Raw genomic sequence first — 15502 nt, forward strand, 5'->3', positions numbered from 1 at the left:
ATGCGGGGACCTTCGCACGAGCTGTCCTAACGCGGGCGTGAGCATTGCTTGACCGAACGCAGCCTGACGAGAACCAGAACGCCGAGGACCTCACCGCCCACGGCGCTCCGGATCAATTGGCCGAGGACAAGCCGGCCGTGCGGGGCTGGCGTCCGCTGAACTGGCTGAAGCGCGCCGGGCAATTCTTCTTCGCGCTGTCTTTTTCGAGCCTGACCCGCCGCATCGTTTCGCTCAACCTCGCCGGCCTCGTCGCGCTGGTCGCGAGCATCCTCTATCTCTCGCAATTCCGCGCCGGTTTGATCGACGCGCGCGCGCAGAGCCTGCTGGTGCAGGCGGAGATCATCGCCGGCGCGATCGCGGCCTCCGCGACGGTGCAGACCAACGCCATCACCATCGACCCCGACCGGTTGCTCGACCTCAAGCCGGGCGAGACCTATGGCGGCTCGGACGAGTATTCCCCGCTGGATTTTCCGATCAATCCGGAGCGCGTGGCGCCGGTGCTGCGCACGCTGATCTCGCCGACCAAGACGCGCGCCCGCATCTATGACCCGAACGGCAGTCTGCTGGTCGACAGCCGCAGTCTCGATACCGTGGTGCGCTTCCCCCTGCCCTCGGTCGCCGCCGAGAAGCCGGGCATGGTCGAACGCGGCATGGTCGCGGTCCGCACCTGGCTCAATCGCGGCGACCTGCCGCTCTATCGCGAGCTCGGCCCCGAGAACGGCAATGGCTATGCGGAGGTGGGCGATGCGCTCCAGGGCCAGAAGCGCTCGATGGTGCGGGTCAATGCGCGCGGAGAGGTGATCGTCTCTGTCGCGGTCCCCGTGCTGCGCTCGCGCGCCATCCACGGCGCGCTGATGCTGTCGACGCAGGGCGACGACATCGACCAGATGGTCACCGCCGAACGCCTCGCGATCCTCAAGGTGGGCGGCGTCGCCGCCGCGGTCATGATCATGCTGTCGCTGCTGCTCGCCAGCACGATCGCAGGTCCGGTCCGCCGGCTCGCAGACAGCGCCGAGCTGATCCGCCGCCGCATCAGGACCCGGGTCGAGATTCCCGACTTCACCCGTCGTCGCGACGAGATCGGCCATCTCTCCGGTGCGCTGCGCGACATGACCAGTGCACTCTACAGCCGCATCGAAGCGATCGAGATGTTCGCCGCCGACGTCGCGCACGAATTGAAGAACCCGTTGACCTCTTTGCGCTCCGCGGTCGAAACGTTGCCGCTGGCGCGCAACGAGAACAGCCGCGCGCGGCTGCTCGAGGTGATCGAGCATGACGTCAAGCGGCTCGACCGGCTGATCTCGGACATCTCCGACGCCAGCCGTCTCGATGCCGAACTGCAGCGCCAGGATGCGATCCCGGTCGATCTGCGCCGCCTGCTGACGACGCTCGTCTCCGTCGCCAATGAAACCAAGCTCGGCCATGACGTCGCGGTCGAAATGCGTTTCGAGGGCCGCGGCCCGACCGACAGTTTCGCCGTGACCGGTCACGATTCGCGGCTCGGACAGGTGGTCTCCAACCTGCTCTCGAACGCACAATCCTTCTCCGAGCCCGGCAACAAGGTGCGCCTCACCTGCCGCCGCGTGCGCGGCGAGATCGAGATCGTGGTCGACGACGACGGGCCCGGAATCCGCGACGACGCGCTGGAGCGCATCTTCGAGCGCTTCTACACCGACCGCCCTCATCAGGGCTTTGGTCAGAACTCCGGCCTCGGCCTGTCGATCTCCAAGCAGATCGTCGACGCGCATGGCGGACGCATCTGGGCGGAGAACCGTCCCGGCCCGCCGGACGAGGACGGAGCGCCTGTTGTTGTCGGCGCGCGCTTCGTGGTGAGGCTGCCGGCGCTATGAGCCAAGGCAGCTCGGACGAAGGCGGCCCCAGCGTTCACGCCTCGGCGGTCAAGGTTGGAGATCTGGCGGTGCTGATCCGCGGGCCCTCGGGCTCCGGCAAGTCGCGCCTTGCCTTCGATTTGATCATGGCGGGGCGTAGCGGCGTGCTCGAAAGGGCCGTTCTGGTCGGGGATGACCGTGTCCATCTGGCGACACTCGGCCGCGAAATTGAGGTCCGCCCCGCTCCGGTCCTGGCCGGCCTGATCGAGATCCGGGGGCTCGGAATCCGCCGCTGCGACTTTGTGGAGCATGCGACCGTCGGCCTCGTGGTCGATCTGGACGCCGCGGATGCGGAGCGGCTGCCGCCGGCCGAATCCCTGAAAACAGTCATTTTAGGTGTCGAAATACCGCGAATCCCCATCGGCCGCGACTATTCGCCCCTTCCTCTGGTTGTTGCGGCCTTGACCACTACCAAGAGTTCATCTTCCGTTAACCCTTCAGGCGATTGTTTGAAGGGAAATGGTAACCATATGAACCCCACACTCGCGACCGAATAGACCGGCGCAGCTCCCCTTATCCATCCGTCTAGATTCAGGGAGATACGCAACATCCCCTCTTGCGCGGGGGCTCTGGATGGTCAAAGTGGCGCGTTCGTGCGGTGCACCAAAAGCGCCCGCGAGGAGTTTTCCGATGATTGGTCTAGTACTTGTGACCCACGGGCGCCTTGCCGACGAATTCAAGGCAGCGCTTGAACATGTCATGGGCCCACAAAAGCAAATCGAAGCGATCACGATCGGCGCCGAAGATGATTCCGATCTCTGTCGAAGCGACATCATCGAGGCGGTTAACCGCGTCGATTCCGGCGACGGCGTCGCGATCCTCACCGACATGTTCGGCGGCACGCCGTCCAATTTGGCAATATCCTGCATGAGCCGGCCGAAGGTCGAAGTGCTCGCGGGCATCAACCTTCCCATGCTGGTGAAGCTCGCCAAGGTGCGCGAGGAGCGTCCGCTACCCGACGCGATCGCGATGGCCCAGGAAGCCGGCCGCAAATACGTCACCATCGCCAGCCGCGTCCTCGCCGGCAAATGAGCGACGAGGCGCCTCAAGCCGGGACGGGCGTGCCCGCGGGCGCGATCTCCAAGGACCTCCTGATCATCAACAAGCGCGGCCTGCACGCGCGGGCCTCCGCCAAGTTCGTCCAGGCCGTCGAGCGCTTCAGCGCGCAGGTCTGGGTGACGCGCGGCGGTGAAACCGTCGGCGGCACCTCGATCATGGGCCTGATGATGCTCGCCGCCGGTCCCGGCACCACCATCACCGTCGCCGCCTCCGGCGACGATGCCGAAGCCGCGCTCGCGGCGATCACCGAACTCGTTGAAAGCAAATTCAACGAGGAAGGGACTTAGGCCACGCGCTCGGCTGCGCTCCCTCGCCCCGTTCTTACGGGGCCGCGACGAGCTTCGCTCGCGCTGAGAGGGTTGGGGTGAGGGGCCTCTCTCCACACGTGAGATTGTCGAGGGACCTGTACCCCCTCACCCGGATCGCAAGAGCGATCCGACCTCTCCCCGCAAGCGGGGAGAGGTAAGAAGGTCAATTCCCGGCGGCGCAATATAGATGTTCCAGCTCATCGATGGACCGGCCTTGCCGTGGGTGAAGCGGCGCGTCGTCATCACGATGCGCTCGGCGTTCGGCGCAACCTCGGACACCCATTTCTCGAACGCCGGCAGGCGGCCGTCGGTCGGATCGAACACGCCGATGAAGCCGTATCGCTTGACGTCATCGGGCGAAATCAGCCCGGACCCCCAGGCTTCGAGCGGCGTGAACGCGGCCGGATGATCCGGGCTGTAGAACACCATCGGCTGGATCGACTCCATGGTGCCGGCGACGACCGCCCAGCGTGAGGCGAAGCGCGCGTGCCAGGCCTGCGTCAGCTCGCGCGCGAGATCCGAGCGCGCGCCGTAAGTCGCCGTGTTGCCGGCATTGGCCGCCATCTCGCGCGCGGCGATCCAGGGCGAGGCAGCGAGCGTGGCGACGCTGAGCACGAGCCAGATCGCGACAATGTTGAACAGCGCAGCACTCTGCACCCGCAACGCCGGAATCGCGACCAGCGCGAGCGGCACCAGGAAGAACAGCGAGATGCCCCAATCGGTCTTCATGTAGATGCTGAAGGCCAGCGCGCCGAGCGCGGGGCCGACCGCGACGATGATCTGGATAATCCAGACGTTGCGCGCCTGCGAAAGGTTCACGCTCGCATTCGCGCCTCGGGCCCAGGCCCGCGTGACGATGCGCAAGGGCGAACGCAGGAGCAGCCTTAACCAAGGCGGCACCAGCGCCATCGCCAGCGCGGCCAGCGCCACCGGCAATGCCAGCAGCGCGACATTGTGCAAGGCATAGCCGGCCACGAGCTGATGCACCTGGCCGCTGTCCTCGAGGCTGTAGGTGTCGCCCGCATACGTCAGCGGCAAGAAATGCGCGTGCGCCAGCCAGACGATGTGCGGGATCATCGCCGCCGCCATCGTCGCGATCGCAACCCACGGCGCCGGCGACGACAGGAACCTCATTCGCTCCGGATGGATCAGCGCGGCAAGCCCGATGGCGCCGATCATGGTCAGCACCCAATATTTGGTCATCAGCGCCAGCGCGCCGGCAAGTCCGAGCAAGACTCCGGATTGCCAGCTCCGCTTCTCGAACGCATTGAGATAAGCGAGCACGAGGAGCGGCAAGGTGACGAGCTGGAGCAGGTCGGGATTGTACTTGAAGCCCTTGAAATTGAAGATCGGGTAGAGCGCGACCATCACCACGACCAGGAATGCGCGCCGCGCATCCACGACGCGCAGCGCGATGAGCCAGCAGATCACCATACCGGTGCCGACGGTCGCCATCGCCAGCGCATAGGTCGCCCAGTCCGTCGGCGGGAACATCGTGAACCAGAGGCCGGCGACCCAGCCCGACAGCGGCGGGTGCTTGCCATAGCCCCAGAGGAATTTCTGGCCCCAGCCCCAGGCTTCCGCGACGTCCATGTGAACGTCCTGCGCTGCCTTCAGATTGATCAGGATGAAGGTCCAGAGCACCGCATGCAGGATGGCGAGCTGGATCACCAGCCACAGGCGTGCCTCGGGGCGGGTCGCGCTGGCAACCAGCCAGGCCCGAAAGCGGGCATAGCTCACCCGGGTCTTCGCGCGGGCTCGGGCGGACGGGATCGAGGTGGTTGACATGAGCCGTTGCGTAGCGCGTTTCGGGCCTTCGTGGGATCAGCTTGGCGTGAACAAAGGCCCTGAAATTACAGCAATATGGTTGCCGCACGGGGGTGTGAGTGGTATCCCGCGCCCATGACGACCGTCCCCATTTCCAACATCCGCAATTTCTCCATCGTCGCCCATATCGACCATGGCAAATCGACGCTGGCCGACCGCCTGATCCAGATGACCGGCGGCCTCACCGACCGGGAAATGGCGGGCAAGGAGCAGGTGCTCGATTCCATGGATATCGAGCGCGAGCGCGGCATCACCATCAAGGCGCAGACGGTGCGCCTCGCCTACCGCGCCAAGGACGGCAAGGATTACATCTTCAACCTGATGGACACGCCCGGCCATGTCGACTTCGCCTACGAAGTCTCGCGGTCGCTGGCGGCCTGCGAGGGTTCCCTGCTGGTGGTCGACGCCAGCCAGGGCGTGGAGGCACAGACGCTCGCCAACGTCTACCACGCGCTCGATGCGGGGCATGAGATCGTTCCGGTCCTGAACAAGGTCGACCTTCCCGCCGCAGAGCCGGAGAAGGTCAAGCAGCAGATCGAGGACGTCATCGGCATCGACGCCTCCGAGTCCGTGATGATCTCGGCCAAGACCGGCCTCGGCGTGCCCGATGTGCTGGAGGCGATCGTCACCCGCCTGCCGCCGCCGAAGGGCGACCGCGAGGCGACGCTGAAGGCGTTGCTGGTCGACAGCTGGTACGACGTCTATCTCGGCGTGGTGGTGCTGATCCGCGTCGTCGACGGCGTCATGAAGAAGGGCAGCCGGGTCCGCATGATGGGCACGGGCGCGGCCTATGACATCGAGCGCGTCGGCTTCTTCACCCCGAAGATGACGCAGGTCGACGAGCTCGGCCCCGGCGAGATCGGCTTCATCACCGCCGCGATCAAGGAAGTGGCCGATACCCGCGTCGGCGACACCATCACCGACGACAAGAAGCCGGTCACCGAGATGCTGGCGGGCTTCAAGCCGGCCATTCCCGTGGTGTTCTGCGGCCTGTTCCCCGCCGACGCCGACGACTTCGAGACCTTGCGCGCGGCGATGGGCAAGCTGCGCCTCAACGATGCCAGCTTCTCCTACGAGATGGAGACCTCGGCCGCACTCGGCTTCGGCTTCCGCTGCGGCTTCCTCGGGCTGTTGCATCTGGAGATCATCCAGGAGCGTCTGTCGCGCGAATTCGATCTCAACCTGATCGCGACCGCGCCGAGCGTGATCTACAAGATGAGCCTCACTGACGGGCAGGAAATCTCGATTCACAATCCTGTCGACATGCCTGACGTGGTCAAGATCGCGGAGATCCAGGAGCCCTGGATTGAGGCCACGATCCTCACGCCGGACGAATATCTCGGCAGCGTGCTCAAGCTGTGCCAGGACCGCCGCGGCGTGCAGAAGGAGCTGACCTATGTCGGCTCCCGCGCCATGGTGAAATACGATCTGCCGCTCAACGAGGTCGTGTTCGACTTCTACGACCGCCTCAAGTCGGTCTCCAAGGGCTACGCCTCGTTCGACTATCATCTCACCGACTACAAGCCGGCCGATCTGGTGAAGATGCAGATTCTCGTCAACAACGAGCCGGTCGACGCGCTCTCGATGCTGGTCCATCGCACCCGCGCGGAGGGGCGCGGCCGCGCCATGGTCGAGAAGATGAAGGACTTGATCCCGCCGCACATGTTCCAGATCCCGATCCAGGCGGCGATCGGCGGCAAGGTGATCGCGCGCGAGACGGTGCGCGCGTTGCGCAAGGACGTCACCGCAAAGTGCTACGGCGGCGACATCACGCGTAAGCGCAAACTTCTGGAGAAGCAGAAGGAAGGCAAGAAGAAGATGCGGCAGTTCGGCAAGGTCGACATCCCGCAGGAAGCCTTCATTGCCGCGCTGAAGGTGGATAGCTGAGGCGAGCGCCTCGCCCGGCTCGAGCGAGACGACACAGATCCGGTTCGGGAGCTTTAGGGCCGGATAATAAAAAACGCGAAAACAACCCCATGCACAGTAGCCGGCCCTTTGTCGGCATTGGGTTTTTTCGAGCTTCCGATTTTACGAAACCTGTTTGACTCGTCGGGCAAAACAGGGGCATGATGGCATCATGGCAGCGATGCGATCGACAGGCCGCGATGTCCCATCAAACCAGCCCAATCACGCTCGTACTCATGGCCCGAATACCGGCAGAAGGTGTCGCGGACTTTCGAGCCTACGAGGATGCGGTTCTGCCGCTCTTGCCCGAGTTCAATGGACGTCTGGACCGTCGGCTTCGAAATCCTGATGGCACCATCGAGATGCACATCGTCAGCTTCGCATCCGATCAGGACTTTCAAAACTATCGGAATGACCCTCGGCGGACAGCTCAAGCCTCGTTGCTGGAAAAATCAGCAGCCAAGCTGGAAGTGTTTCCGATGGCGGACGTCTGACGGACCTCACGCGAGGTCTTCGGTGCGATTGGAGGAAACACCGGCTCGACAAGGTATCGGTGCACATTCCGGTCATTTGGACCAACGCACGATCAGCTCGTAGCTCGTAGGCCTTCAGGCGAATTGCTCCTACGCCGGAGGCAACATCACCCCTGTCAACTCGCTCAGCCTGTCGAGAAGCCGCTCCTGAAAATCGGGATCGGTCGCTTCGTGGGCCGGCTCTTGTTGCCGGAGGTCGTGCCAGTAGCGACCGCTGACCAGGGCGGCGGGATCATCGCTGACCGCGAGCCAGGTCTGCGTCCGTTGTCCGGTGGCCACGCCGACCGGCGCGCCGGCACCGCCCATTTTGGTGCGGACCCAGCCGGGATCGACGGCGTTGCTCAGCACCTGCGGCCAACGCCGCGCCAAGGCAAAGGCCAGTGCAACCACGTGCAGCTTGCTCTCCGCATACGCCTTGGCCGGATCCCAGGTTCGCCTGGTCCAGTCGAGATCGCCTAGCGATCCCTCTCCGCCGCGATGGAGTCCGCTGCTGAGATACACCAGCCGATCGGGGCGCTTCATCAGGGCAGTGAGCAAATAGGGCGCCAGCGTGTTGACCGCCAGGGTGGAGGCGTGGCCTTCGGGGGTCGGGCCGCGGCTGCGCTCGGTATAGACCCCGGCGTTGTGGATGACCGCGTCCATTCGTCCGATTGCGTTGACCTGGTCTGCCACGTGCCTCGTCTGGGCGGCGCTCTTGAGGTCGCCGATCACGACCCGTGCGGAATGCGATTCAAGCCCGGCGATTGCCGCCGCACGTTCCGCCGATCGTGCGTGCAGGACGACTTGGTGGCCCTGTTCGAGGAGAGACTGGGCAGCTGCGCGGCCCAGACCGTCCGTGCTGCCCGTGATGAAGACGATTGCCATGGCCACTCCTGTTCGATCCCCGCTTCGGCGCCTGCCTCGAAACCTCAAGGAGAATGCAACATGTTCGACTGATCATGCCGTGGCGCAAGGAGCGCCGAACGAAGACATCACAACCGAACAATCTTCCAGGATGCGCATTAACATTCGATAAGTTGGGAATGACCGCATGTCGAATTACGTCATGCTGCTGGTCGAGGACGACTCGCTCCAGCGCGAAGTTCTATCTGACCTTCTCAAGGACGAAGGGTTCGAAGTCGTCGAATGTGCCACCGCAGAAGCGGCGGAGCTTATCGTGGCGTCGACGGGCACGGAGCTACGGGCGCTCATCACCGATCACAACCTCGCGGGGAGAATGACCGGGCTCGAGCTCGCAGAGTACGCGCGCAGCGCTCATCCCGGGCTCAACATCGTGCTGATGTCCGGGACGGTGATGGCGCCGCTGCCGCCCAACACGATTTTTTTGCGCAAGCCGTTTGCGCCCGCCCATTTGCTGGCGGCCGTGTAGAACCAGGATGCTCTCGGAGGTCATCCGCCCGAATTTGCCGCGCCAACGGCGTTCTCGCTCTCCGGCACCGTCAGCCGGACGGAGTGACCCTGCCGCATGGCGAGCGATGCCGCGGCCACAGCCGCCTCGAAAGCGGCTTCCTTGGTCTGGTACGTGTTCCGGATTTCGCCATCGTGATCGACGTGCCAGGCACCGTCCCTGCCAACAATGTCATAGGCTGCGAGGCCCATAATCTATCCCTCCTTCATGCGTCCGGGGTTGCCTTGGAGGCCTGGGTGCTGCTCACCGGGTCAGACGCCGGGAAACTGTCCTTCAAGCCCTTTTCCAACTCGTCGTCCTTGGCCTTGTCGCGTCGGATGCCCCGCTTGAGATCCTCCGCGTTCTTGTCCGGCGGAGCCGGATTGAATTTCTCGGTCATGCAAGTGTCCTTTCGCTACCTCAAACGCCTTGAGCTGATGACCGTTCCTTTTCATGGAACCAATGCTGTCGCGGTTTGGTGTAGAATGGATAATTCAGAAAGCGCGCGCAGCTGGAGCGACCCATGGAATGCGCAATCCGACCCGCACTTCGAGATGACGCCGCCCATATCAGTGCTGTCATCGCGCGTGCACTGCGGGAAACGAACGCGAAGGATTATACGAACGAGATCATCGAAAGGATCGTGCGCAGCTTCAGCCCGGAGGCCGTGCGGCAGTTAATCGGACAACGCACCGTGTTCGTCGCCACCATCCGCGGCCGCGTCGTTGGAACTGCGAGCCTCGACGGGTGCGTAGTCCGCACGGTGTTCGTCGCTCCACACGTTCAAGCACGCGGCATCGGCAAGCTGCTGATGGCCGAGATCGAGCGCACGGCGCGCGCACGAAACATTGCTTCGTTGACCGTCCCTTCTTCCGTCACCGCCGAGACTTTCTACGCGCGGCTCGGGTTCAAAGCGGTGCACGACAGCTATCATGGCGACGAACGCACGACCATCATGGAGCGCCTGCTAAAGGATCCGATCTAGATCCGGCTGGGGCTGTTCTCTGGGATTCAGCAGCCTCAGGGCTTATCGTATCGCCTAGCGCCGCGCGGCGAGCACGTTCAACGGAGCCGGCTGCAACGCCGCGCGCCTCTCGACGACGGCATGATTAAACAGTTCGAGCACCAGGCCGAAGGCTGCCAGCTCCTCCTCCTCGATGGCGCCGTCATCGTAGCAGCCAAGCGTTTCCTCGATGATAGCATCGACCTCCTGCTGCATGGCCAATAGTTCGTGGTCGAACTCCGCAGTGCGCACCTTGGAAACCAGCGCCAGAATCCTGTTGCGATGGCTGGTGTTCTCGTCCCTTTCATCCCGATTTAGGTATTGACGCAGCCAGGCGCCGGCCGAACCAATGCCGGAGAGAAGCAGGAGCGCAAACCAGAAATAGTCGCCGTATCTGTCGAGGAAGGTGCGCTCAGTGCCGTCGATCACGGCCGCCGCTCCCCGGTGTACCGGCAGCTCGGCTTCTTTCTCGGTGTCCGGCTTGGTGATTTGCGCAGCGCCAGGCACTTGCCTCGCAATCGCCTGGCGGAGGGCGAATTGCTGGCGGTAAAACGCCGCCACTGTCGTTTCGGACAAGGCATTCCGTGCGACAATCAAATGGCTGACGCTGACAGTCTCCACCTTGTCATCGGGCCAGGCTGGATTCGCATTGAAAATGCTTGGCGGAATTTCCTCCGATTCATAACGCGGATGCTTCAAGGCGATGGCTTCCGATGCGTCGATCGCGAGAAATTTCGGCTCGCCACGCGCCCGGGCGGTCGCGGCGACCGCGTCGGCGGTTATCTTGCTGTCGAGCGGACCGACAGCCATGAAGGCGTCGAGGCTCGGGTCGCGCGCCAGTTCCTCGAGCTGGCCCGTGCCGAATTGAGTGACCGTGACCTTGTCCGGCGCCACACCGGCGGCGCTCAGGATGACTCTCAGCAACGCGGCGTTCGCCGCCGTCGCGCCGATCACCCCCACCTTGTGCCCTGCGAGATCGGCGACCTCCTTGATTTTCGGCGCCGGCTTTCGCTTGGAGCCCTTGCCCGCCGGTCCCGAAGAAGACCACAGCACGACGAAGTTCTTGCGCAAGATGACGACTGTTTGCGCGTCGGCCGGCATTTCCAGATCGCCGCGACCGACCGCAAGGTCGGCCTTGCCGGCACCGAGCAGAGCGAGAGCTTCGGCCGCTCCGGCAGTCGTGATCGGAGACAGCCTCACGGTCCTGCTCTCGTTAGCAAAGGCCTCGGTCATCGCCTCGACCACTTTGTAATCGTTGCTTCCCGGCGGTCCGACGGCAATCCGAAGCGTTATCGGCCGTAGCGCGTAATACAACGTGCCCGCAGCGGCACCGAAAACGAGAAATCCGATGGCTAAAATCAGCAGCAGGGTCTTCGTCTGTCTCCGCCCTCGGCGAGCCGCGTCACTGCGTTTCATGGGAGCATCAGACGAGGACATTTGCCGCTGCCGGTTGGAGGTCAAAATCGCTGCCTGTTTCGGAAGAGTATCATGCCCTTCTGGAAAACGATAATGTCCGAGCAGCGCCAATAGTTTCTTGGGGCCAGCGTGAGCTCTTCGAGCTTGCGCCATCATCTCTGATTCCGCACTTCACGTAACGATTGCCGGATTGACGCCGCACCACCTTGATCGTCTTCGCCAAATAGATCACCATCGCGCGATTGACCGCTCACGGCAGTATGGGCGAGGAAACGCGCATGTCCGAGCTTCCTGGATCTTGCCTGACTGAACGGACGCCGCCGGCGTCGACCATGCAGACGCTCGCGCACGCGCCGATGAGCGACGTCATCGATGCCTTGGCCGGCGGACGGATCACCGCGAGGGCGCTGGCCGAATTCTATCTTGCCCGCATCGCGGTCTATGACCGCGACGGGCCTAAACTCAACTCGGTCCGCGCACTCAATCCCGATGCGCTCGCGGGCACGCTCGACGGCACGAGGCCGTCGGCCCAGCGGCCGCTGGCGGGCGTGCCGATCCTGCTGAAGGACAATATCGCGACCGGCGACGAACAGCCGACCACGGCGGGCTCGCTGGCGCTGGAGGGCGCGCGCGCCAGGGATGACGCCACCATCGTCAAGCTGCTGCGGGGCGCCGGCGCGGTGATCCTGGGCAAGGCGAACCTGATGGAGTTCGCCAACATGCTCGCGATCGACATGCCCGCGGGCTATTCATCGCTGGGCGGCCAGGTGAAGAACCCCTATGCGCCGGCGCTGATGGACGATCGCGGGATTCCGGTGGTGTCTCCAGGGGGATCGAGCTCGGGTTCGGCGGTCGCCGTGACAGCCGGCCTCTGCGCAGCCTCAATTGGCACCGAGACCTCAGGCTCGCTGCTGCACCCCGCCAGCCTGAACGGCCTCGTCACCGTGAAACCGACCGTCGGGCTGATCAGCCGCGCCGGCATCCTGCCGATTGCGCACAGCCAGGACACCGCCGGTCCGATGACGCGCACGGTGCGCGATGCCGCGATGCTGCTGAATGTGCTGGCTGCCAAGGACCCGCTCGACCCAGCGACGCGAGAGCAGCGGCGGCCGGCCGACTACACCGCCGGCCTCGTCACCGACGCGATGAAGGGCGCGCGCATCGGCGTGCCGAGCGACCCCGCCGACCCGCTGAACGATTGCTATTACGGCAAGCTGCTGCCGAAGTCGGCCAAGCTGATGGCCGAGGTGATCAAGGTGCTGGAGGATCTCGGCGCCGTCATCGTGCGCGCCAGCATGCCGACACTTGGCTGGATCGGTGGGCCGGGCACGACCATGGCCGTGCTCAACCGCAATCCGCTGAGCGCCCACAAAGGTACGGTCGCAAGACCGCCGGTCGTCTTTCTGTATGAGATGAAGCACGGTCTCAATCTCTACCTGAGGGATTGGGCGACCAACACTGACATCAAGACCATGGCCGACATCGTGGCCTTCAACGCAGCGAACGCCGACAAAGCGCTCCGTTTCGGACAGGACCACTTTCTCGCCGCTGACTTGACCAGGGGCGATCTGAGCGAGCCCGAGTACAAGTCCGCACGTAACATGGACCTGCTCTCCGCCAGGACGCACGGAATGGACGCCTATATGAACCAGCACGAGCTCGATGCGGTGCTATTCCCCGGCGCCTATGGCGCCGCAATTGCCGCCAAAGCAGGTTATCCCGGCGTCATGGTGCCTGGCGGCTTCGTCTCGGGCACAGACGACGGCAAAGACACGCCCGACTATCCGCTCGGCGTCACTTTCGCAGGGCGCCCTTGGAGCGAGCACAAGCTGCTGCGTCTGGCGTATGCCTTCGAGCAAGCAACCAACGCACGCAAGCCGCCGCCGGGTTTGTCCGAGCTGTGATATCGCCCGCGTCAGCGCGAGCTCGAAGATCGAACCGTCATTCCACGGCGCGCCAAATGGCGCGGGCGCGGAATGACGGTGGGACCAGCTTGATCCTCCCCGCCAGATAGACCACCATTGCCTCCTTACCGCTCACAGCAAGAATGGGCGAGGAAACGCGCATGAACGCAACTCCCGGATTTGGCCTCGTCGAGCGGGCACGGGCCATCGCACCGCTGATCGCGCGCGAAGCCGACGAGATCGAGCGGACGCGGCGGCTGACGCCGGCCGTCGTCTCAGCACTGATCGAGAACGGGCTCTACCGCGCGCTGCTGCCGCAAAGCCTTGGCGGCACTGAAGCTGCGCCGGAAGCCTTCATGCAGATGCTGGAGGAGATCGCGAAAGCGGATGCCTCCACCGCCTGGTGCCTCGGCCAATGCAGCGTCTGCGCAATGATCGCAGCGTCGCTCGACCACGACACCGCGCAGGAGATCTTCAACACGGCGCCGGGCATCCTCGCCTGGGGTGCAATCGCGCATGAGGCGCGGGCGGTCGAGGGCGGCTATCGCGTCACCGCCCGCTGGGATTTTGCCTCGGGCTCGCGGCAGGCGAGCTGGCTCGGGGCGCATGTCCGCATCGTCAGAGCCGACGGCGCGCCGCGGAAAAATGCCGACGGCTCGGCGGAGGTGCGCACTATCCTGTTTCCGGTCGCGAGCGCCGTGCTGCACGACGTCTGGCAGGCGATCGGGCTCGCCGGCACCGGCACCGATTCCTACGAGGTCGCCGACCTGTTCGTCCCCGAGCGCTTCACCGCGTTTCGTGACGTGCCGTCCGCGCTGCGCGAGCAGGGTCCGCTTTACAGGATCGGCACTGGCCCGACATTCAGCCTCGGCTTTGCCGCGGTGTCGCTCGGCGTGGCGCGCGCGACGCTGGATGCCGCAATCGCGCTGGCGCGCGGCAAGCATCAGTCGCTGGCGACCAGCACCATGCGCGACAACCCGGCGGTCCAGGGCCTGATCGGCCGCACCGAGGGCGACCTGCGGGCCGCGCGCGCCTATCTCTACGCGACGGCAAGCGCGATGTGGCGCGATCTCTGCGCGACCGGCGCGTTCAGCGCGGCGCATCGGAGCTCGGTTCGCCTCGCCGCGACCTGGACCATTCACCAGTCGGCCAGGGTGGTCGACACCGCCTACCACATGGCGGGCGCCACGGCCGTATTCCGCAGCAATCCGTTCGAGCGACGGTTTCGCGACATGCACGCCATCGCCCAGCAGATCCAGGCACGCGACACGCATTACGAAGACGTCGGTAAGATGATCCTTTCCGGAGACCGCTGACGTCGACCAGTTGCGACAGTGCACGCACGCTGACCTATATTGAGTTCGCCAACCGGCGTCTTTGTCGCTGAACCTTTGTAGATTTTGCCGGACCAATTTCTATAGCTACAGGAACGACGGCTTTTCCGCCGTGACCGCGCCGACCATATGGAAGTGATAATTCCGAATTGTTCTTAGCGCGCTGCATTTGCGCAAGAGAGGTCCGTTATGGGCCGAACAGCTGGCAGGAAAGTCAATTGCCATTCCATTCAGGTTCATTCGCCGGGATGGCACCATGGTGGCATTCTCATTGTTGCCATCCTTTGCATCGCATGCACTCTCCTGTTTGCGAGCGAAGCTGTGGCTCAATGCTCGGCGCGAGACGTCCTGCGGAATCACCTGAAGCTCAAGCAAGCGCGCTCTGATGGGCCGCAGATCCCGATCAGATCCGCCGTCGATCACCCCGCGTGGAAGACGATCAGGATCGGAACGTTTGCAAATGTCTTCGCTCTCAGTAACGCATTGGATGCGGCAGGTTGCGGCATCGGAAACTCGGCCGGCGAAATTCTCGCGCGGCCGACGTTTACCGTTAGCGGCACGAAAACGAGCGTAGAGCTTTTCACGGTGTCGGCTGCCGAACTGGGCTTTCGAACCGACACGGCGTTGCTGGCGGACATCTATGCGCGCGCCAAACGCTTGGGTTTCGGCCTCGCGGCTGCAGAAGTCGGACCACAACTGAGGCTTCAATATTTCGATCAGCCGATCGGCGAATTTCTCATCGTCGGAATGGAGCCGATCAGGACCTGGCAGGGCGCCCCCGTCATCTTGAATGTAGCCAATGGCGGCGCGGGACTCATTCTCATCGGCCAGGATGGCAGCGCCGACGCACAGATCCCCGCGGCATCCCGCTTCGTATTCGTGCGGTCCCATGAAACCGCTCCTGCCGAGGCCGTAACACTTGTCGGCCACTGAATTC

General features: G+C 64.0%; 16 protein-coding genes. 11 read left to right on the forward strand and 5 right to left on the reverse strand.

Annotation, left to right across the window (positions count from 1 at the left end; translation table 11 throughout):
* Positions 1–44: 44 nt before the first annotated feature.
* The 4 genes from AC0L3J_RS01005 (at position 45) to AC0L3J_RS01020 (ending at position 3235) form a co-directional block, all read left to right on the forward strand.
* The gene (locus AC0L3J_RS01005; protein WP_473345559.1) at positions 45–1850 is read left to right on the forward strand and encodes a stimulus-sensing domain-containing protein; all 1806 of its coding nucleotides are present in this window, start codon (positions 45–47) and stop codon (positions 1848–1850) included.
* The gene (locus tag AC0L3J_RS01010) at positions 1847–2386 is read left to right on the forward strand and encodes an HPr kinase/phosphorylase (protein ID WP_473345561.1); all 540 of its coding nucleotides are present in this window, start codon (positions 1847–1849) and stop codon (positions 2384–2386) included. The genes AC0L3J_RS01005 and AC0L3J_RS01010 overlap by 4 nt, the downstream gene beginning before the upstream one ends.
* A gap of 133 nt (positions 2387–2519) precedes the next feature.
* Positions 2520–2921 carry a PTS sugar transporter subunit IIA gene (locus AC0L3J_RS01015; protein ID WP_007597752.1) on the forward strand — a complete coding sequence of 134 codons (402 nt, stop codon included), beginning with the start codon at positions 2520–2522 and terminating at the stop codon, positions 2919–2921.
* The gene (locus tag AC0L3J_RS01020; RefSeq protein WP_473345562.1) at positions 2918–3235 is read left to right on the forward strand and encodes an HPr family phosphocarrier protein; all 318 of its coding nucleotides are present in this window, start codon (positions 2918–2920) and stop codon (positions 3233–3235) included. Before AC0L3J_RS01015 ends, AC0L3J_RS01020 begins: the two co-directional genes overlap by 4 nt.
* A 126-nt stretch (positions 3236–3361) precedes the next feature.
* Here AC0L3J_RS01020 and AC0L3J_RS01025 read toward each other — a convergent pair whose 3' ends face one another.
* Complete coding sequence (locus AC0L3J_RS01025) at positions 3362–5044, reverse strand: glycosyltransferase family 39 protein (RefSeq protein ID WP_473345563.1); 1683 nt, start codon at positions 5042–5044, stop codon at positions 3362–3364.
* Positions 5045–5158: 114 nt separating this feature from the next.
* On the opposite strand from AC0L3J_RS01025, the gene lepA reads away from it, so the two are divergent.
* Complete coding sequence (gene lepA, locus AC0L3J_RS01030) at positions 5159–6970, forward strand: translation elongation factor 4 (protein ID WP_007597755.1); 1812 nt, start codon at positions 5159–5161, stop codon at positions 6968–6970.
* A gap of 218 nt (positions 6971–7188) precedes the next feature.
* Positions 7189–7482: a hypothetical protein gene (locus tag AC0L3J_RS01035; protein ID WP_473345564.1), complete on the forward strand. Its 294-nt coding sequence runs from the start codon at positions 7189–7191 to the stop codon at positions 7480–7482.
* 129 nt (positions 7483–7611) lie between these two features.
* Here the strand turns inward: AC0L3J_RS01035 and AC0L3J_RS01040 are convergent, their stop codons facing one another.
* The gene (locus AC0L3J_RS01040; RefSeq protein WP_473345565.1) at positions 7612–8385 is read right to left on the reverse strand and encodes an SDR family NAD(P)-dependent oxidoreductase; all 774 of its coding nucleotides are present in this window, start codon (positions 8383–8385) and stop codon (positions 7612–7614) included.
* 181 nt (positions 8386–8566) lie between these two features.
* Here AC0L3J_RS01040 and AC0L3J_RS01045 point away from each other — a divergent pair, with 181 nt between their 5' ends.
* Entirely contained in the window at positions 8567–8890 is a 324-nt protein-coding gene (locus tag AC0L3J_RS01045) for a response regulator (protein WP_456767282.1), read from the forward strand.
* Positions 8891–8910: 20 nt separating this feature from the next.
* Here AC0L3J_RS01045 and AC0L3J_RS01050 read toward each other — a convergent pair whose 3' ends face one another.
* Positions 8911–9120, reverse strand: coding sequence for a hypothetical protein (locus tag AC0L3J_RS01050; RefSeq protein ID WP_473345566.1), 210 nt, complete (start codon positions 9118–9120; stop codon positions 8911–8913).
* A 14-nt stretch (positions 9121–9134) separates the two neighbouring features.
* Positions 9135–9308 (reverse strand): hypothetical protein, encoded by a 174-nt coding sequence (locus AC0L3J_RS01055; RefSeq protein WP_473345567.1) that lies wholly within the window; start codon positions 9306–9308, stop codon positions 9135–9137.
* A gap of 123 nt (positions 9309–9431) precedes the next feature.
* Between AC0L3J_RS01055 and AC0L3J_RS01060 the strand changes: the two genes are divergently transcribed.
* Positions 9432–9893 carry a GNAT family N-acetyltransferase gene (locus AC0L3J_RS01060; RefSeq protein ID WP_473345568.1) on the forward strand — a complete coding sequence of 154 codons (462 nt, stop codon included), beginning with the start codon at positions 9432–9434 and terminating at the stop codon, positions 9891–9893.
* Between the two features lie 54 nt (positions 9894–9947).
* Here AC0L3J_RS01060 and AC0L3J_RS01065 read toward each other — a convergent pair whose 3' ends face one another.
* On the reverse strand, positions 9948–11348 hold the full coding sequence (locus tag AC0L3J_RS01065; protein ID WP_473346051.1) for a TAXI family TRAP transporter solute-binding subunit: 1401 nt from the start codon (positions 11346–11348) through the stop codon (positions 9948–9950).
* A gap of 257 nt (positions 11349–11605) precedes the next feature.
* On the opposite strand from AC0L3J_RS01065, the gene AC0L3J_RS01070 reads away from it, so the two are divergent.
* From AC0L3J_RS01070 to AC0L3J_RS01080, 3 genes are all read left to right on the forward strand, one after another.
* On the forward strand, positions 11606–13231 hold the full coding sequence (locus AC0L3J_RS01070) for an amidase family protein (protein WP_473345569.1): 1626 nt from the start codon (positions 11606–11608) through the stop codon (positions 13229–13231).
* Positions 13232–13392: 161 nt separating this feature from the next.
* A complete protein-coding gene (locus AC0L3J_RS01075; protein WP_473345570.1) occupies positions 13393–14547 on the forward strand; it encodes an acyl-CoA dehydrogenase family protein in 1155 nt (384 codons plus the stop codon).
* Positions 14548–14754: 207 nt separating this feature from the next.
* Positions 14755–15498 (forward strand): hypothetical protein, encoded by a 744-nt coding sequence (locus AC0L3J_RS01080; RefSeq protein WP_473345571.1) that lies wholly within the window; start codon positions 14755–14757, stop codon positions 15496–15498.
* The last annotated feature ends 4 nt before the right edge of the window (positions 15499–15502 follow it).

Source organism: Bradyrhizobium sp. Kon37 (genome assembly GCF_055807535.1).